At 38.9% G+C, this 21,048-nt stretch carries 12 protein-coding genes; all 12 read right to left on the bottom strand.

Going from position 1 to position 21,048, the window contains the following annotated elements:
- Window positions 1-62: 62 nt before the first annotated feature.
- The 12 genes from H4J59_RS11525 to H4J59_RS11470 all read right to left on the bottom strand — a co-directional run bounded on the left by H4J59_RS11525 (window position 63) and on the right by H4J59_RS11470 (window position 20,654).
- Window positions 63-4,904, bottom strand: a complete 4,842-nt coding sequence (locus H4J59_RS11525; RefSeq protein ID WP_182239521.1) for an NAD-glutamate dehydrogenase — start codon at window positions 4,902-4,904, stop codon at window positions 63-65.
- Between the two features lie 258 nt (window positions 4,905-5,162).
- On the bottom strand, window positions 5,163-7,481 hold the full coding sequence (locus H4J59_RS11520) for an RND family transporter (RefSeq protein ID WP_182239519.1): 2,319 nt from the start codon (window positions 7,479-7,481) through the stop codon (window positions 5,163-5,165).
- A 5-nt stretch (window positions 7,482-7,486) separates the two neighbouring features.
- On the bottom strand, window positions 7,487-8,491 hold the full coding sequence (locus H4J59_RS11515; RefSeq protein ID WP_259369495.1) for a YCF48-related protein: 1,005 nt from the start codon (window positions 8,489-8,491) through the stop codon (window positions 7,487-7,489).
- A gap of 216 nt (window positions 8,492-8,707) precedes the next feature.
- On the bottom strand, window positions 8,708-10,096 hold the full coding sequence (locus H4J59_RS11510) for a DUF1329 domain-containing protein (protein ID WP_182239517.1): 1,389 nt from the start codon (window positions 10,094-10,096) through the stop codon (window positions 8,708-8,710).
- Window positions 10,097-10,117: 21 nt separating this feature from the next.
- Window positions 10,118-12,163, bottom strand: coding sequence for a DUF1302 domain-containing protein (locus H4J59_RS11505; protein WP_182239515.1), 2,046 nt, complete (start codon window positions 12,161-12,163; stop codon window positions 10,118-10,120).
- Between the two features lie 306 nt (window positions 12,164-12,469).
- On the bottom strand, window positions 12,470-12,685 hold the full coding sequence (locus H4J59_RS11500) for a DUF2835 domain-containing protein (RefSeq protein ID WP_182239513.1): 216 nt from the start codon (window positions 12,683-12,685) through the stop codon (window positions 12,470-12,472).
- 9 nt (window positions 12,686-12,694) lie between these two features.
- Window positions 12,695-15,256, bottom strand: coding sequence for an aminopeptidase N (gene pepN, locus H4J59_RS11495; RefSeq protein WP_404852019.1), 2,562 nt, complete (start codon window positions 15,254-15,256; stop codon window positions 12,695-12,697).
- A gap of 107 nt (window positions 15,257-15,363) precedes the next feature.
- On the bottom strand, window positions 15,364-16,821 hold the full coding sequence (gene nhaC / locus H4J59_RS11490) for a Na+/H+ antiporter NhaC (RefSeq protein WP_182185977.1): 1,458 nt from the start codon (window positions 16,819-16,821) through the stop codon (window positions 15,364-15,366).
- A gap of 237 nt (window positions 16,822-17,058) precedes the next feature.
- Entirely contained in the window at window positions 17,059-19,095 is a 2,037-nt protein-coding gene (prc, locus tag H4J59_RS11485) for a carboxy terminal-processing peptidase (protein ID WP_182239509.1), read from the bottom strand.
- Window positions 19,096-19,111: 16 nt separating this feature from the next.
- The gene (gene proQ / locus H4J59_RS11480; protein ID WP_182239507.1) at window positions 19,112-19,870 is read right to left on the bottom strand and encodes an RNA chaperone ProQ; all 759 of its coding nucleotides are present in this window, start codon (window positions 19,868-19,870) and stop codon (window positions 19,112-19,114) included.
- 20 nt (window positions 19,871-19,890) lie between these two features.
- On the bottom strand, window positions 19,891-20,178 hold the full coding sequence (locus H4J59_RS11475) for a hypothetical protein (protein ID WP_182239505.1): 288 nt from the start codon (window positions 20,176-20,178) through the stop codon (window positions 19,891-19,893).
- On the bottom strand, window positions 20,178-20,654 hold the full coding sequence (locus H4J59_RS11470; RefSeq protein ID WP_182239504.1) for a GAF domain-containing protein: 477 nt from the start codon (window positions 20,652-20,654) through the stop codon (window positions 20,178-20,180). Before H4J59_RS11470 ends, H4J59_RS11475 begins: the two co-directional genes overlap by 1 nt.
- Window positions 20,655-21,048 lie beyond the last annotated feature (394 nt).

Below are 21,048 nucleotides of genomic sequence, written 5' to 3'. Positions count from 1 at the left end.
TCAATCGCTAAACATAAACTTGATGACAAAAAAATCCCCGCTCATGGCGGGGATCTTAACACTTATTTCACGGGGTCGCAGTTCAAACTTAACAACATTAATTCTCGCAAAGCAACTGAGAACTTGGCAAACTCATGAGTTTGCCCAACTCTAAAGTTAGCCAAAATATGCTGCCAGCGCTCAAGTGGTTGAGCATTGTCTACAAACCATTTATCCAGCATGGCATCAATATCGGTCGAGTTCTTATTGCCACTTAATATCACCGAAGTTAATGAACGTTGTTGCCAATCAAGTTCTTCTCTAAATGACGCCCTTGCCAGTGCTTGCCAGTGGTTCGATACCGGTTGCGTGGTAATTTGATCTAAGAACCAATGTAAGTCTAATCTGGCACCCAGTTTAAAATAAAGATCAGTCGCTAATTCAGTTGGCACGGCTTCAGATTTTGCAATTTCTGCAATATCCATTACCGAGAACAAGGTGCTCAGTAATGAAATTCTTAATGCCACAGGCTCAGGCGCCCCAGCTTGAATTAAATCATTTTCCACGCGCTTAATTTGCGCTGCTTCATCTGCAATCATATAACTAGTAATATTGCTTGAAAGTTCAGCAAATGTGGCATGATAAAATTCGATTGATTGGGCGATGTTCATTGACTTAGTACGATGGCGAAGGAACCAACGTGTCGCACGGCGTACTGTTCTGCGTAACTGAAATAGCATTTCTGTTTGGATAGAGGTAGAAATTTTATTATCTAAATCACTGATCTGCGTCCAAATGTCTGATAACTCAAACACCGCACTCGCCATACTATAGCAATTAGCAATTTCAGACGTTGTTGCCCCAGTTTCTTCTTTCATACGGTGGACAAAATTAAAGCCCATATCGTTACCAATATTATTGGCTAACTTAGTCGCTATAATTTCAGCTCGTAGGGGATGATCTTGCATTTGCGCACTGTAATTATCTTGCAGCTGTTTTGGAAAGGCTTTAATGAGCAAGCTTTGGTGAAATTCGTTGTCACTAATTTCAGGACAAACCAACTCTTCTTTTAATACCATTTTACTATAGGCAAGTAAAACAGAAAGCTCAGGGCGTGTTAACCCTTTACCTAAAGATAAACGCTCGGCAATTTCTTCATCACTTGGAATAAATTCTAACGCTCTAACTAATTTACCCGAACGTTCTAACTCAGTAATAAATTGTGCTTGTTCTTTCAGCTGCTTAACACCACGTAACTCTGTGATTGACAAAGAGTGAGTTTGGCGATAGCAATCATCTATCACGATATCACCAACTTCTTCGGTCATGTCAGCAAGAATTTTATTACGCTGCTTAACCGTTAAATCACCATTTTGAACTAAACTATTGAGTAATATTTTGATGTTAACTTCGTTATCTGAGCAATCAACGCCACCGGCATTATCAACAAAATCAGCATTAACACGACCGCCTTTAGCAGCAAATTCAATTCGACCTAACTGCGTTAAGCCTAAATTACCGCCTTCACCTACCACTTTCGCTTCTAGATCTCGGCCATTAATACGTAATGAGTCGTTAGCACGGTCACCCACTTCTAGGTGAGATTCTTTTGAGCCTTTAACGTAAGTACCAATGCCACCATTCCATAACAAATCAACCTTCATTTTTAATAGAGCTTGAATTAAGTCATTAGGTGCCATGGTTTGCTTTTGCGTACCGATCATTTTCTTAATTTGCGGTGTCAACTTTATTGACTTAGCAGAGCGATTGAATAACCCCCCTCCTTCCGAAACAAGTGACATATCAAAATCTTCCCATGAACAACCTGGAAGATTAAATAAACGCTCACGCTCAACGTAAGTAGTCGCTGCATCTGGCGTTGGGTCAATAAAGATATGTAAGTGGTTAAATGCGACTTGTAGGCGGATGTGCTTTGATAATAACATGCCATTACCAAAAACATCACCAGCCATATCGCCAATACCCACGACAGTAAAATCAGTTGTTTGACAATCAACATCCATTTCTCGAAAGTGACGTTTTACTGATTCCCATGCACCTTTAGCGGTTATTCCCATGCCTTTATGGTCGTAGCCAACACTGCCACCTGAGGCAAACGCGTCGCCTAACCAAAAATTAAATTCATCAGAAATACTATTGGCAATATCCGAAAATGTAGCGGTACCTTTATCAGCGGCAACGACTAAATAAGGGTCATCTTCATCATGACGCACAACATTTAATGGCGGGACTATTTCACCGTTAATAATATTGTCGGTAATATCAAGTAAACCACGAATAAAGGTACGATAGCACTCTTTACCCGCTTCAAAAATTTCATTTCTGTTACCGCTCGGTAGTTGCTTACAAACAAAACCACCTTTTGCACCCACAGGGACAATAACGGTATTTTTAACTTGTTGGGCTTTCACCAAACCTAGTACTTCAGTGCGGAAATCTTCGCGACGGTCAGACCAACGTAAACCACCTCGAGCAACTTTACCACCGCGTAAGTGCACACCTTCTACTTGCGGAGAGTAAACAAATATTTCAAATTTAGGTAAAGGCAAAGGTACATCTGTAATTAGCGCTGGTAAAATCTTGAATGAAATATAAGACTTCTCACCCGTAACAGGATGTGGCTGAAAATAGTTAGTACGAATAGTGGCATTAATCATCTCAACAAAGCGACGAATAATACGGTCATCATCTAAGCTCGCAACACTGTCTAGAGAAGACTCGATGCTAGTGTGCACCTTCTCTATCAATTTCTCATTTAACTTTTTAGCCGGTGAAAAACGTAAATTAAACAATCTAATTAATAACTTGGCAATACTCGGATAACGTGCAAAAGTATTTTCAGTATAATTTTGGCTAAAGGTACCACCAATTTGACGCTCATATTTAGCATAGGCACGGATAATTGATACCTCACGACCGCCTAGTTCAGCGCCTAAGATTAAACGGTTAAATCCGTCATCTTCTAACTGCCCTGACCACACTTTTGCAAAAGCGTCTTGGAATAAGCTCTGAACAATCTCTAAGTTGAACTTACCTTTGCCAGTAAGTAACATTGAGAAGTCTAAAATCCAATAGACATCACCGCTTTCCGATTTTACGGCATATGGACTTTCGCCGATAACACGTAAACCAAAGTTTTCTAACATAGGTAAAACATCGGATAAATGTAATGGTTCACCCGAATGGAACAACTTTAATTTTACAGAGCGGCTGTTAGCGTCTTCTTCTTGTGGTTGATAAAACAACATTTCAAGTTTGTTGTCAGCAGATAAAGCTTCAAACTTTTCAATATCGACAATAGCTGTGCCTGGTAAAACTTCATCTTTATAGGCTTGTGGGAAGCTAATATATTTTCTACTTAAGGCTTTGCCTTTAGCTTCGCCTTTATGCGAGTTTAATGAATCAGCTAAGTTATCATCCCAACTGCGTGCAGCATGGTTTAAATTCTTTTCAATTTCTTTCACATTAATGTCTGCTTTTGTCGAGTTAACTCTAACGATATAGTGCGTACGAGCTTGTGCTGACTCTGAGAAGTAAGTGGTGAATTCTACTTCTTCATTACTACCTAATGCTTCTTGTAGCAATTTTTGAGTATTAACACGTAACGCCGTGTTGTAACGCTCACGTGGTACATAAACCATACAAGAGTAAAAGCGGTTGAAGGCATCACGGCGCATAAACAAGCCTGAATAATCACGCTCTTGCATTTGGAATATACCGATGACATTTTTCAATAATTCAGCGGGTGAACTTTGTAAAATTTCATCTCTTGGGTAAGTTTCAAGTATGTTGATTAATGCTTTATAAGCATGGGTGCCTTTAGCAAAACCGGAATCGTTACAAGTAGCCAAAACTTTAGATTTAATTAACGGTAAATCTAAAGCGCTATTGGTATAATAAGCCGAACCAAATAAACCAACAAAGCGCTCTTCACCAATAACATTGCCTTTATTGTCAAAACGTTTCACACCAATATAATCAAGATGAGCAGGACGATGTACGCGCGACTTAGCATTGGTTTTTGTTAAAACAAGTAAGTTATTGCCTAACGCTATTTCTCGGGCTGATTCGCTCAGGTCAGACATCAGGCGCTCTTTACTGCCGCCATACTGGTTCATTAAGCCTAAACTCGTATTAATATCAGCCGTTAGCGCTATGTCGCCTTCGAGTGTCTTCACTTGGTAAGCGCGATAGCCTAATAAGGTAAAGTTGTCCGCTAACATCCATTCTAAAAGGCTCACGCTATCGCTGTGCTCTTCTTTAGAACAAGGTAAAACAGCCTGTTTAACTTCGTCAATAACACTACGCAGACGTGCTTGCATAGGTTGCCAATCGTTCACTGTCACAGCAATATCACTGACCACTGAGTGTAATTCTTTGGCTATATTTTCTAATACTTTAGCGTCAATTTGACGATCAATTTCGATAAAAAATACTGTTTCAACTGACGTTGACTTAAATGATTGGTCGACAGAGGAAGAAAGTTTAGTGATATTTTTGCTTTTACCGCGAATAATTTTTATTGGCGAATTTAGCATTAAATGTGGTGTTAGGTTTAATCGACTTAAGGCAATACGCACAGAATCAACTAAGAATGGCATATCACGGACAATTATTTCGATAATGGTATGGCTAGATTTCCAACCGTTTTTTGACACCTGTGGATTAAAGACTTTAATCACTGGCTTATCATCTTGAGAATCGTTCAGTGTATTCCACAAACTTAGCGTGGCGCCGTACATGTCACTGTCATTTCTCTGATCTAAATCTAACATTGAAATGTTTTTATAAAGCAACTCAGAAAATTGATTTACAAGGGGAGCTGTTGCCGATGGAACTTTTTTTTGTATTAACTGTGCTACGTTCGAAAGTATCACTGAAGGTAAACCGTCTACTAACGTCATGCCTTTTCCCTTTTTGGATAAAACGCTTAAAATAATTATAATCTGTAATCTGTCTTAGGCTATAGATTGTAACAGCGATCTTATTAATAAATATAGGGAAATGCGAGGACTATTTTAGATGCATTACTTTAAAAACTGTACATTTACCTGCCGATGATACTGACATTTTCTATTTATTCATTAGTTATAAATAGAAAATGACCTTTCGGTCATTTTCTTGTTTATTTATGCATAATTATTTTTTCAATTAATTAGCATTTATTTTCGTTGTGGCCATAAAAATGCCGCTATAGCTGGTAATACCAGTACGGCAGCAATCATATTAACTAAAAACATAAAGGTTAATAGTATTCCCATATCAACTTGAAATTTTAAATCAGAGAAAAACCAAGTTGAAACACCTATGGCTAAAGTCACTCCAGTGATTAGTACCGCACTACCTCGCTCTTTAAGCGCATCAAAATAAGCACTTTGAACCGTAGCACCGCTGCGAAGCTTAGCACTCATTGTAGAGAGGATATAAATACCATAATCCACGCCGATACCTACGCCTAAAGCGATGACTGGTAACGTTGATACCGTTAAGCCAATATCAAGTGCCGTCATTAGCCATTGTGCAAGCGTTGACACCACGTAAAGTGGCACAACGACAGCGATTGTTGCTCTTAAACTTCTAAAGCTTAACAAACATAAAATAATCACCGCACCATAAACATAAAGCATCATAGGGATCTGGGCAGCTTCTACCGCTTCATTAGTCGCCGCCATGACTCCAACAGGACCGGAGGCAAGTTTAAACGATAAGTTATCATTACCTAGTTCGCTAGCAGCAAGTTTTGCCGCATCAACCACACGATTAATTGTTTCGGCTTTATGATCTATTAAAAACAAAATGACCGGCATGGCGCTACAATCGCTATTAAGTAAGCCACTAGAAGATGGCACTCGTGCAATTGATTGCACCAAGGTTTGTGTATTACGAGATAACACACGCCATTTCGGATTACCTTCGTTATAGCCTGCGTTCACAATTTTTGCGATGGACGCTAAACTTACCGCTGACTCTACACCTGGAATATTTTCCATGCGCCACTGAAATCTATCAATAGTGTTCATGTGATCATAGTAAGTACAAGCGTCTGCCGTCGTTTCAACAATCACTGACATATAATCGACACTAATGGCATATTTATCGGTAATTAAAAAAGTATCTTGGTTATAACGTGACTTTTCATGCAGTGAGGGTGCACCGGCATGTAACTCCCCTATCTTCATATCTTGGGCCTTTTGGTAACCCACAATGTAGAGCACAGCCGTACAAGCTAGTATAATCAACGCGACCTTACGTGTCGCAAATAACGACATAAAGTGCCATATACCATCAGTCGCAGAACCCTCTTTACCTTGATGATTTTCTTTGCTTTTTGGCACATGCATGTAAGAAACTAACAGCGGCAACAAGACCAAATTAGTTAAAATAATCATCGCGACACCCAGTGAGGCGGTAATGGCAAGCTCGCGAATAATGCCAATATCAATAGATAACAGTGTCATAAAGCCAACAGTATCTGACAACAGTGCGATACCACCTGGCACTAACAATATCCGGAAACTCAGTTGTGCCGCTTCTTTACTGGTTTTTCCACTGTTGACCATTTTGGAGACCGAGTTAATCATTTGCACGCCATGACTCACACCAATAGCAAAAACTAAAAAGGGTACCAATATCGACATAGGATCTAAACCAAAGCCAAGTGTTGATAACATACCTAGTTGCCATACAACAGCAATCAATGAACATGAAATAGGTAAAATAGTTAAAGCAATTGAGCGACAAAACCAAAATACCATTAAGGTTGTGATAGCGATGGCAATAGCAAAAAAGGTTACAACCCCTTTTGCTCCTTGTGCAACATCACCCACCATTTTGGTAAAGCCAATAATATGAATTGAGATATTGTCTTTTTCAAACTTACCCCGAATTTCATCTTCCAATTGTCCAGCAAGTACAATGCTATCTAACTTCTCACCGGTATTTGGATCAATTTCCATTAATGAGGCTTTCACCATAGAGCAACTGTAATCATCAGCAACAATACTACCAACAATACCGGCTTTTTCTATGTTACCTTTTACAATAGCTAAACCCGCGGCATCTGATTGAAAGCTGGCCGGTATTACTGGCCCACCGGCAAAACCATCTTCAACGATTTCAACAAATCGTGTACTAGGTGAAAATAAAGATTTCACCTGAATTCTGTCAACACCCGGTATAAAAAATAGCTGGTCATGTACGCCCTTTAAGGCGGTAAAAAACTCAGGATTAAAAATATCCCCACTGCTATCACACACTGAAATTAATACGTTATTTGCACCACCAAAATTCTCCCTATGCTCGAGATAGGTTTTCATATAAGTGTGGTTAAGGGGGATATGCTTGGTAAAGGCCGCATCAAGTTTAATTTGTGTTGCTTGAAACAACAAAAATATACTGGTCAGAGCAAAAAATACCAGTACGGCTAATCGACGACGAAAAAGTGTTGCTTCGACAACATTAATAATAGAGTTAAATTTCATGACAGTTACTTAGTTAGGTTAATGGTTTTGATGCCAACATCAGAGACGGCGATAATTTTATTTTCATACCAAACCCCCGCTATAAGTGCTTTACCATCTTTTTGAAGATGTTTGGTAAATGTAGCACCATCATCACGACTTTCTAATAATATGCCGTTATTACCCAAGATAAAAATCCGTTGATCGTCACTAAGCACAATAGCACTTAACAAGCCGGTAACATCGCTATCAATTGCCTGCCATGGCGTACCGTTACGTAAACTACGAAAGATATGACCTCGTAAACCCACAACCAGTAAGTTGCCTTCCTGTGTGCGGTTTATATCGTAAAATGAGCCTGGATATATCTCATCAAGTTTTTCCCAACTCACACCAAAATCATTACTTTTTGCAATTAGGCCCATTTCACCCGCTAAATATAACGTACGACCATCGGCAACAACGCGATTAAAATGCGGCAGTATACTGCTTTGCACATCTAAATACGCTTCTTCATCTTGCAGTTTTAATTCGGCTAAATACGTTTGGTCCTCTGGGTAAAGCAATTCATTATGATGCTCTATAGCCCAATGCTCGCCACCGTCATTTGTACGATAAAACAAACCATAGGAGCCAATAGCAATACCGTTATCTTTATCTAAAAACAACACATCCAACAAGGGTTTTTCTACTTGTGGTAGATGCTGTTGTACTTGCCAAGAAAGGCCTCCATCTTTTGACGATAATATAGTCGCGTCATGACCGACCGCCCAGCCATTGTCTTCATCGGTAAAATAAACCGCGGTTAATGTTACTTGTACAGGCACTTGTGCTTGCTGCCATTGCACACCATCTGTTGAAAGTAAAATGTGACCACGCTCACCAACAACAACTAAATTTGATTGATTAATTACCGTAATATCAAGCAAGAGTGATTTACTCGCCAGTGGAGCAATTACCGAGTCTAGTGTTTGCGCATGAATAATAGGGATAGTAAGAAAACTGAGTAAAATAACGAGAAGACGCATCATTAACTATATTAGCTCCATTCATTTGGACTGTAGAGGCCATAAGCCTCAAATTAGGTATATTAAGGAGAAAATGGGCTTTAACAATGCCCATCGATACCAAGATATCCACCGTCTTTAGCTTAGCTAATAAACGGTGGAATAAAAATTAAATAACTGTTTGCAAACTTTAAAACAAAAACGGCTAGCACTCGCCAGCCGTTTTATCAAGGTTGTTACTTATCTGCGACCTTCACGACGTAATGCTGAAGACGTGAAGTCTACATCATTTAAATCGGCTGAAAAGTCATACATACTGGCTTCGTTATCTAAACCCATCGCAATATAACGACGAGATTGTAGATCATGAAACACTTCTAAGGTTGACCATTGTGTTGGTACTTCATAGTAATTAATACCATGGGCAACACCTACTCGATATAATTCATCACGGTTATCATAAATATCAGTAACCGCTATTTGCCAGCTATCTTCGTCGATATAAAACACGCGTTTTTTATAAGTATGACGGGTATCTGATTTTAAGTTTGCCTCAACTACCCAAACGCGATGTTTTTCGTAGCGTACCAATTCAGGATTAATATGACCCGGTTGTAAAATTTGATCATATTTTAAATCATCACTGTGCAAACGATAATCATTATATGGAATTAACAACTCTTGCTTGCCTTTTAATGTCCAGTTATAACGATTCGGTGCGCCGTTAAACATATCAAAGTCATCGGTTGTTCTTAAACCATCTGACGCTGTACCTGGTGCGTCATAAGCAACATTAGGTGCACGACGAACACGACGCTGGCCGGTATTATAGGTCCAAGCTTGGCGAGGTGTTTTTATTTGATCCATGGTTTCATGAACCAATAAAGCAGTACCAGCTAAACGTGCTGGCTCAGTCACTTTTTGTTTAAACTTAAATAAAATATTGGTTTTTTGAAGCTCTTCAGCTTTAACACCCTTAACGCCATAGGGTATAAGTAACTGATCATCAAATCCCATGTAGGTATAATCGCCTGACGCCGTTGGCGCTGCTTGACCACCTTCACGAGTAAGATTTTCACCACGATAGCGTAAAATATGATTCCAAATGGCTTCTAAACCATCACTTGGTACTGGAAATGGGATACCAATTGCCGCTTGAATAATACCATTTCCCCCTTCAACTAATTCAGTTCTAGTGGCATTTTCCAAATTCGCCTGATAAACATGCTCAGGATACGATGCTGAACGACGAGATTGATAAACACTCATCTTGTAAGTATCAGGATAAGTTTCAAATAACTTAATTTGGCCTGGCGTTAATAAATTTTTATATTGCGCAAGGTTCTTAGCTGTAATGGTATACATTGCCTTGTCATCAGCAAATGGGTCTAGATGATGATCACCAACTTTATAACCCGCAGGTGCTGATTTAATACCACCTGTCCATGCTGGAATAGAACCATCTGCGTTAGCTGCACGAACAGCACCAAAAGGCGTTAATTCTTTTTGTAACTTAGCTGCCTCTTGCTCGCTAATTTTTGCAGCTGCGCTGGTTGATGTTAATGCTACGGTTACCGCTATTGATACTAGCGTTACCTTTTTAAAGGTATTTTTAAAAATATTTCTCATGAAAGTAATCCTCCTACAGCCTTAAATTGAATACTTGATGTTAAAAGATACGTAATCACGATCTTCCAATTGGTTCGTAGTGCCTACACCATCAAAAAAGCTGTTGTAACTAAAATCAGCAGACCAACGGCTTTGGTAATCGAAACCTAAACCTAATGAGACTGACTTTCTATCTTCAACAAACAAGAATAAGGGATCCGGTGTGATACCGTTCACATCATGTGAAAAAACCACTTTTGGTGAAACGTTAATGCCGGCAAATACGTTGGTATAATCCAACTTACCTACAAAGCGATAACCCCATGCAAAAGCACTTGGGAATGGGTTGGTTTCAACGCCGTCTTGTAGCGCTAGTTCTAAACCTTCTTTACCTGCAACACCACCATTTCGGCCAGTGCCGGGGCCATTTAGACGTAAAACATCTTGGTCTGGCATATCACGAATATCAATACCACCGACTTCAAGCAAGGTTACAAATTGACTAGCGCCAAGTGTTGGTCCCCATAGATGGGTTAAAGTCATTTGTGCTTGTATTGTATCAGATAAAATATAGCCATTAGCACGTGTGCCACCGGCGAAAACAGGAATTTGCGAAATACCATCAAGCTCATCACGCCCTAAATCATTCGCTAATTGTTGTGGCATAGCCGCAAATAACAATTCAACGTCATCTATTTGCAACGGTTCATCTTGACGGAAGGTAACTTCACCGGCAACCGATGTTGTGCCAATAGCGGTATTAAAGCTTAAAGCATAAAGTTGTATATCTTCAATATAATCCAGTTCAACACGAGAAAAAGCCTGTAAATCTGTGTAGTTATCTTGTGTGATTTCAGCCGACACTAACATACCAACATCATGAGCCAAAGCTGCGCTGGTAAAGTCAGCGGTAATACCTGAAAATACTGGACGTCTGCTATGATAATTCATGTGATACAAGCTAACTTCTGTATCATTTAACTCAGGTAAATACCAAGAAAGGCGTAAACCGTATTGACCGCCATCTTCAGGGTCGTTTTCAGCGCCGTCTTCACGTAAGGTTAATTTTGTTGGGAAACCACCCACATAAGCACCAGCGGCATCAGCAATGGCAACATTGCCATTTAATATTTGCGCTCTTAAGCCATTTAAATTGTTAATTAACGAGTCAAGATCCATATCTGGATTACTAGCAAAGTTTAATTGCACATTATTATAGTGGCCACCATCACCAGCAAAATCATTAGTTGAAAAATAACTCCCTGGTGCAGGTAAAACAGTTTTTTCCCAACTATATTGATAAAACATTTCAATGTTAAAAGTTTCTGTAACCCCTAACGATGCCCATACGGCGCCAAAAGGAATAAAGGCTTCTTTTAACTCTGCGCCAGGTGCTTTTAGGCGGGCAATATCTACGGGGTTAAGTTCGCTAATACCGTGAGAGATTAAGGTACTCTCGCCCCAACTAATCACCTGTTGACCAACACGTACAGAAAACGGCATTGCACCCAGTTCAAAATCACCATAAACAAAAGCATCCAACATGCGAACATCGCGACATACTTGGTCTTTCGCTTCATTATCACGACATGGATCATTAACCTTACCAGAACTTGGATTTGTCCAAGCTCTTTCGCCGTCTACCATTTCAAAATCATAAAAATACATAGCGCGACCAAAAAAACCTAAGTTTTCATAACGCACACCAAGCTCATGTGTCCCTTTAATTAATTTTGAAAAACTTTCGCCAGAATTAAAGTTTAAATTACCGTTATCGCTATTGGTCGAATAACTTCCAGCACCATCCCATACGGTAGCGGCACTCGGGTTAGCATTTAGTATTGGATGATATTGGCTAAAATCAAAGCCGTTATTAACATTATTAGATTTACCAACATTGTCATTCCAATTGCGGTCTTCTACTCGCCAGCTTGTACCTGCTGAAAATGTAGAGTCAAAGCTAATGTCGACGTTTCCTAACTCAAAGTTTTTTGCTTGAACATTAACATTAGCTAATGTAATCAAAGCGGCAGCTATACTCAAAGCCAGTGGCTTTTTGTAAAAACCGTTGCGAAGGTTCTGTTTCATTTCCTATCTCCCCAGATGTGATTTTTCATTTTATTTTTATATGCTACGTACATGGTATAAAACAATAATTACATCATTTTGACCCAGTGGCAAGTGCTAAAGTCTTTGTTAAAGCCCTTTATATTCAAGACTTGAATCAAGTCATCTGATGAGAACAAAAAGGCGTTTAAAACACTTGTTTTAAACGCCTAATCTTAATAAGCTGCAATCCTTAAATAGTGAACAGAAATAACCGCCGACATAGAATCTACTATTAGCGACACTTACTTCAAATGGTCTGACCACTGTTTAAAGCAAAAACTCTAATCATGAAATTTTATCTAATGATAAAAACTTATTGTTCAGTGTTTCTAAGCAAAAGCGCCCTTTAATACCATTTCTAGTTAAATAAAGCCGTAAATGCATAGCCGGAAATTCAATCTTTACTCTCTGCTCTGTCATGACAATAATTGATTTAATTCGCCCTTGATAATAAGGTAAGTATTCTTGGCTCGTTATATTCAAGCTAAAATAGTACTTCATGCTTTATTCCTAATGCGCCAACGCAGCATCAAGTTTTTCCTTTAAATCTTTTGAAAGATTTACTTGCTTAGCAAATTGTTCGAGCTTGGTTTTTATCATGGTTTGTCTGTACTGATCAAACGACTTAAATTGAATAAGCGGCGTAATTAATCGCGACGCCACTTGTGGATTAATATCGTTAAGCAGAATTAATTGTTCAATTAAAAACTGATAACCCCGGCCACTCGCGCAATGAAAGTAACGAGGATTGTTAGCCGTAAAAGCACCAATAAGAGCACGAACTCTATTTGGATTCTTTAAGCTAAATAATGGATGTGCAACAAGTGCCGCTAAATTTTCATAAATAGCCTCCTCATTAACACCTGCTTGTATCGCAAACCATTTATCCATGACTAATGCCGTGTCAGACCATTTATGCTCAAAATCTAACATCATATTAGCAAAACTTTCATGACGATTTTTAGCCGCACAGTTAAGCACAGCTAAAGTGTCGGTCATATTGTTTGACTGCTGAAACTGCTTGGTTAATAGAGTTTCTTGGCTGCTAAGCGTGCTTAAGTAAGATAGGCAAATATTTTTTAATGCCCGTTTACCGATGGCAATACCGTCACTTGCATAATCAACCTGTATACTTTGCTGATACTGCTGTAAAAAAAACGGTGCTAGTTCTTTTGCTAAAACATGCTTAACACTATCAATGGCGTCAAGCAGAGCGATAGGGTCAACTTCTTCAATATTGTCAACTAATTCACTAAAGCTCGGTAATGTTAATTGCTCAGCTTTTAAAGCTGGTGAAATATCGGCGATTAATATGGTTTTAAAGGCTTGGTATAAATGTTTAGGTAAACTCAAAGTCGGTTGCAGCATTAGCTGAGTGATATAGGTTGTTAAGAGTTTTTGCCCTGCATCCCAGCGACAAAAATCGTCGTTAGCACGGGTCATAATACATTGTAATTCTTGATCCGATTGTGAAAATTGGGTTTTAACCGGTGCAGAAAACCCCGTTAATATGGCCAACACAGGTTTCTGGTTAAAAGCTTTAAAAGTCCATGTTTGCTTTTGCTGGGTTAATTCTAGTAACTGCGACTGATTTGGCTGACCATCATTAGCAATTAATTCAATACCAACAGGAATATGCAAGGCAGGATTTTCACCATTAGCTTGTGCTATGGTTAACTGATATTCAGACAAGCCTTCATCAAAGTTTTCGCTAATCTGTAATACAGGCGTTCCTGCTTGGGTATACCAGCGCTTAAATTGGCTAAGATCAACACCCGATGCATCTGCCATGGCAGTAATAAAGTCATCACATGTCACCGCCATGCCATCAAAGCGTTGAAAGTATAGATCTAAACCTTTTCTAAATTTATCCACGCCAAGCAAGGTATGAATCATACGAATAACTTCAGCACCTTTTTCGTAAACCGTTAAGGTGTAAAAGTTATTCATTTCGATAACTTTTTCTGGTCGAATCGGATGGGCCATTGGGCCAGCATCTTCGGCAAATTGCAGCGAACGTAACACCCGCACATTTTGAATACGGTTAACTGAAGCTGAATGCATCTCAGCACTAAATTGCTGATCTCTAAATACTGTCAGCCCTTCTTTTAAGCTCAATTGAAACCAATCTCGGCAAGTAACACGGTTGCCAGTCCAGTTATGAAAATATTCATGGGCAATAACCGCCTCAACATTGAAGTAATCAACATCGGTCGCGCTAGCTTCATCGGCTAAAACGAATTTACTGTTAAATACATTCAGACCTTTATTTTCCATCGCGCCCATATTGAAAAAATCAACAGCTACTATCATGTAAATATCAAGATCATATTCAAGGCCAAAGGTTTCTTCATCCCAGTTCATCGCATGTTTTAACGACGCCATAGCATGATGCGCTTTATGAATATTGCCTTTATCAACAAATATTTCCAAGGCAACGTCACGACCAGAACTGGTGTTATAAACATCTTTTAAAACATCAAAATCACCGGCAACTAAGGCGAATAGATAACAGGGTTTAGGAAAGGGGTCGTGCCATTGCACAAAATGCTGGCCACTGGTTAAGTCACCTGCAGCAATCTTATTACCATTGGACAACAAATAAGGAAACTGCGCTTTGTTGGCAATAACTTTGGTGGTAAACGTTGCCATGATATCGGGACGGTCGAGGTAATAGCTAATGCGCCTAAAACCTTCCGCTTCACACTGAGTGCAGTAAGCCTCGCCTGACTTAAACAAGCCTTCAAGTGCGGTATTTTCAATAGGGTTAATTTCAGTAACGATTTCTAGCGTAAATTCGCTGCGATCGATAGCAATGGTTAAACTGGTATCACTGACGTGATAATCATCACTTGAGAGCGGCTCATCATCAATCAAAACTGATAATAAAGTTAAGTGTTCACCATCGAGTATCAAGGGTTGATTATCTGCCACCTTTCGAGTCATCTGCATGCGATTGGTAACGTGAGTTTTATATTCATCAAGTTTAAAAGTTAACTCAACGGTAGAAATAGAAAAGTTGGCTTCGCTATAGTCAGCTAAATAGCGTGGGGTAAAATCACTCATGCGCATCCTTAATAGAGTACATTGTATCTTGGTTAGAAGTTAACGCCTGTAATAGACATTAAAAAGCCTGTATTAAACAGGCTTTGTGAATATTTATTAATTTTGCAAATTTTTTAGTTCTTTGTCACTAGTCTTTTTATCTTAAAGCCCATATAACCATATGTCACGGCTAAAATAGGGTTAATTAAGTTAAAGAAACAATAAAAGATATAATCATAAGATGTTAATGCCATAGCGCCAAACATAAATGCACCACAGGTATTCCAAGGTATTAATGGTGAAGTAATAGTGCCAGAATCTTCTAATGTTCGGCTTAATACGACTGGGTCTAAACCTCTTTTTTCATATTCTTCTTTATACATTCTTCCCGGCATCACAATCGCCATATATTGGTCGGCTGTGATCAAGTTAGTGCCTATACAAGTCGCTACGGTGCTGGCAATTAAGCTACCCGTTGATTTTGCCTTCGCTAAGATTGATTCAACAAATTTTTTCAACATACCTAAATGCTCTAAAATTGCACCAAAGCTTAATGCGGTAACCACTAGCCAGATAGTATTTAACATACCCGACATACCACCACGGCTTAATAGTTGATCAATTTCCGCATTACCTGTGTCGACAACTACGCCGTCAAAAAATGCCGTCCATACTACCATAATAGTGGCTTTAGTTGAATCTACACCTTCTTGAGCCATGCTAGAAATTAAGTCTTGTTGAAAAATCACCGCCCAAATAGCGCCTAATACCGCACCGATAGCAACCGCTGGAAATGCTGGCATTTTTTTATAAGCCATTATTAATAGTAGCAGTAAGGGGATTAAGTTCAAGGCGGATATATTATAAGTATTCTCCAAGGTACTGGTTAATGACACAATACTATCTGTGTTACCGACCCCTGAAGTAGAATGATTAAAGCCAATAATAAGAAATAAAATTAGCGCAATGGTAATTGAAGGAATAGTTGTCCATAGCATGTAGCGAATATGAGCAAATAATTCACTACCGGCTACCGCAGGGGCTAAATTAGTCGTTTCGGATAATGGCGATAATTTATCACCAAAATAAGCGCCTGATATGACGGCACCAGCAGTAACCGATGGCGATAATTCAAAGCCGCCAGCAATACCAATAAATGCAACACCTACTGTCGCAGCAGTGGTCCAAGAGCTACCTATGCTCATCGCTACAACACCGCACACTAAGCAGGTTGCGGCATAAAACCAACTGGGGTCTATAATTTTCAAGCCATAATATACCATCGTAGGCACAGTACCTGATAACAACCATGTACCAATTAATGACCCTACTGCTAATAAAATCAGCACCGCGCCTAAAGAAATTGATATGCCATGGATAATCGATTTTTCCATCTCATGCCATTTATGACCATTTTTTAGCCCAATCACCGCAGCTACGCCCGTCGCTAAAAACAAGGCTATTTGGTTAGGTCCTGATGATGAACTATCACCAAAAAAAGTTACCGCGGCAATTAATAAACAAATAAGGACAACGATTGGAATAAGAGAGTCCAACATAGAAGGTTGTCGCGAAGATTGAGGGTCAGACATAGATAAATTTACACCTTATTATCTTAATTTTTATAGTGGTTAAATTATTTGTGCTAGTAAGATGCCGACTGTTCGTAGATAGTGCAAGCTATTTTTGACAATAAGCTGCTAACTAGCCCTTTGTTTACAAGGATTTAAAGAATAATTATGCAGTTATTTTAGGTAAAAATCAGTCGAGAAAACCTAGCACTAAAAAGCCACCCTAAGGTGGCTTTCATTATTGCGTCAGTAAAGCAGCTATTTTTTGGCGACTTTACCCAGTGACACTAAGTCAAAGGTAATTCTTGCTGTCTCGTCTAAAAACGGGTCTAGTGCTTCTAAATCTTCTGGTAAATCATCTAAATCAGCTACGTTTTCTTTACCCATAACGGTAAGTCGTTCATTCGCACGCTTTAATTGCTTAGCTTTACGACTCTCTCTTTTTGCTTTGCGCTTAGCTAAGTTTAATGAGATGTTTTTATCATCTTTTTCAGCTTTATATTCTGCAATATCAGAGAGTAAATAATTAAACTCTTGATTTTTTTCAACACGTGAACTGTACAATGAAGTCAAATATGATACATCTTTGCTAATATCATTAAGCTTATTATATTGCGCTTTTGGGATTTGGTCCCAAGGCAAGGCGTTTTCTTCTTTACTTTCGCCCCAATCAGCTGGATCTATCGCCGATGGAAATTCAATATCGGGTAATACACCCCGGTGTTGGGTGCTACCACCATTAATGCGATAAAACTTGGCAATCGTAAATTGAATGCTGCCAAACGGTTTTTCGTACAAATCGTAGACACGACCTAGACCTCTATGTTGCTGAACAGTGCCTTTGCCAAAGGTATGTTCACCTACAATAATGCCTCGTCCATAATCCTGAATGGCTGCTGAGAATATCTCTGACGCTGAAGCGCTGTAGCGATCGACCATAACAGTCAATGGCCCATCATAAAAACTAATGCCGTCTTTATCACTGTTAACTTGTACGCGGTTAGCACCATCACGCACTTGTACTACCGGGCCTTTATCAATAAATAGGCCGGTAAGTAAAGTTGCCTCTGTTAACGAACCACCACCATTGCCACGAAGGTCAACAATGATACCCGCCACGTTCTCCTCTTTAAGTTTAGCTATTTCAAGCTTAACGTCGCGAGAAAGATGGTTGTAAAAACTTGGGATCGTGATCACACCCAATTTTTTAGTGTTTTCATCACCTTCTTTTTCAAAGTATACTTCTGATTTTGCCGCGCGATCTTCAAGCTTTATGGTATCTCTAACAATAGAAACCACTTTAATGCTACTGTCATCTTCTGATTCTGCGCCTAAAACTTGTAACCTAACCTTGGTGCCTTTAGGACCTTTGATCAATTCAACAACATCATCTAAACGCCAACCAATAACGTCAACAAACTCTTTATCATTTTGTGCAACACCAACAATACGATCTTTAGGGTTTAATTCGTTAGATTTATCAGCCGGGCCACCAGAAACCACACTTTGAATAACGGTATAGTCTTCTTCTGCACGTAAGACTGCACCAATACCTTCCAGTGATAAATTCATTTCCATTTGGAAACGTTCAGCATTACGGGGAGATAAATATGAAGTGTGTGGTTCAACTACGCGGGCAAAGCTGTTCATGACGACTTGAAACACATCCTCACTTTCACTTTGCTTTAAGCGTTTAATCGCGTAACGATAACGTTTACCTAATACTTCTTGAATTTTTTCCCACTCTTTACCGGCTAACGTTAAATTTAGTGCATCATATTTAACTTTTTTACGCCATAACTCGTCTAATTCATCAACAGAGTTAGGCCATTGAGCATCTTCACGATCAAAGTCGTAGGATTCATCAAGGTCAAAATCAAAAGCTTTCTCGCTTGCTAAAAGGCTTAGTGCATATTGATAGCGCTCTAATCGGCGTTGTAAATTAACGTTGTAGATTTCATAGGCAATATCAAGTTTACCACGGGCAATAACCGTATCAAATTCATCACGATACTGCTCAAAGCCTTTAACGTCAGCAGCCAGAAATACGTTACGAGCGTAATCTAGTTGCTTAATATAACGATCAAAAATTTGCTCTGAAAGTAAGTCATCAATCTTTATTTTTTTGTAGTGTGCACGCGTAAACTGTGCCGTAATTCGCTTTGTAGAGGCAGCATGCTGACTTTCTGGCGCCAATATCAATAAGCTTTCATTGTCTTCGTTAGTCTCAGAAAAACCTGAAATACTGACAAGTGACAATGATACCGCAAGAGCTATACAACAAAATTTATGCATTCACATACTCCAAAATTTATTCTGTAAAAATATTTTTAACTTGTGTTTTAACAATCATACCTGAGTTTAATTGTACGCTAACATCCTTGCCAGAAACTTCTGTGATAACAGCGTCCATTGAAGATTGTCCCAATTGCACTTTGATATTTTTGCCAACAACAACATTACTTGTTTCAACTGGTTTAAGTGTAACAGTTGGTTTTGCAACTACGCGCTTGGTTGATTTCACCGTATTAAATTTTTCTTTGCGGCTACCATCTGTAGAGTCTTTAGCAACAGGCTTAGTTCCCTTAGCAGCATTACCTTTATAAGGTTTTTTAGCCACTTTGTCTTTGGGCTTTTTGGTACCAAATTTTTCTTGGCTTTCTTTTAATGTTTTGCTGGCATAATCTGCTTGTTCTTGATCAATCTCTGCAGAGTCATTACCGTCAATATCAATTCGAAAACAGCCTAGTTTAATCGCTTTCAAATAACGCCAGCTACTTGTGTAATGTCTCAGTGCTTGACGTAGGCGAGTTTTACTTACCGTTTCATCACCAATCAGCTTTTCTGCTAAATCTTGAAAAATACCAATTTTTAATGGTTTTGCCGCACCTTCGATAGAAAAACATGCTGGAAATTTTTCCGCCAAATAGCCAATAATTTCTTTTGTGCTAATTCGCTTAACTTCAGCATCAACATTTGGCGTTGTTTCAACCACCGCATCTACTACTGGTGTTGTTTCAACTGCCACGTCTGCTACCACTTTTACTTCACTTTCTATTTTAGTTTCCATAAATACAACTTTTCAAAATTTTAATTCTGCTCTGCTAGATATTGTTCACGATTTTCCAACAAATGTCGGCACCAATCATAAATATCTTCACTTTCGATTTCAGCTAAGGCTTCTTGCCCTATCCACGTGTCCCACACCAAAGCAAGCAACTGCTCTAAAATCTCTGGTGCAATATCTTCTTCTGCTAAGTCATAAACGGTATGATAAATCTCGTTAATACGCTCAGCAACTATCTCTTCATCACCTTCCCAATCGCCAACAACGGCTTCTGAAACTAGGTAGTCATGAATAACAATAAATTCTTTCATTAGTTTACCACGCCATGGTTAATCATAACATTTTCAAACAAACTAATGATTTTTTCTAATCCTGCTTGATCATCACTATCAAAACGATTGAATGCGATGCTGTCAATATCAAGCACAGCTATCACCTTATTGTTCAACCTTAAAGGTAATACTATTTCAGCATTACTGCTAGCGTCGCAAGCAATATGACCGTCAAATGCATGCACATCAGCAACACATTGTACTTCATTATTACTTGCCGCTGTTCCACAAACCCCACGACCTAAAGGGATACGGATACAAGCCACTTTACCTTGAAATGGACCAAGGACAAGCTCGTCATTGATCAAACGGTAAAAACCAACCCAATTAACATCAGCTAATTGCTCAAATAACAAAGCACTGACGTTGGCCATATTAGCAATCACATCAGTTTCATCACTGATCAACGCTTCCACTTGCTTATGTAAGTCACGATAAAAGGTGTTTTTTGTCATTAATGAAGATGCCTGCAATAAAAACGCATAACATACCCTGATAGCGCATAAAACTAAAGCGCTATCAGCAGCAATTAGCAATTATCTAGCAATTTTATGATAAATATTGACTTTAGTGACGTATTTATCAATTTTTCCTCGTTAAATCGTCTACCACTCACTTTTTGATATCTTTATTTAAGCTTTTATTTTGCCAAGCTTGATGATTATTTATTTGCTGTTTAACAACCGTCTCTTTTTATAAATAGTGTCATCTTGCCCGGCAGCCATACGCTTTATTTTTGCCATAACCAATAGATAAATCATGCATGCTTACATAAACCTCAGTCAATAGCACAATATAGCAGCATATAGTCGAACAATAGTGAGCTATTGTAATCGCGCATAGCAAATA

The organism is Colwellia sp. MB02u-10, from assembly GCF_014077185.1.
Taxonomy (GTDB): domain Bacteria; phylum Pseudomonadota; class Gammaproteobacteria; order Enterobacterales; family Alteromonadaceae; genus Cognaticolwellia.
The sequence above is the reverse complement of the archived record's forward strand: the minus strand, read 5'-3'. Positions and strand labels throughout refer to the sequence as shown.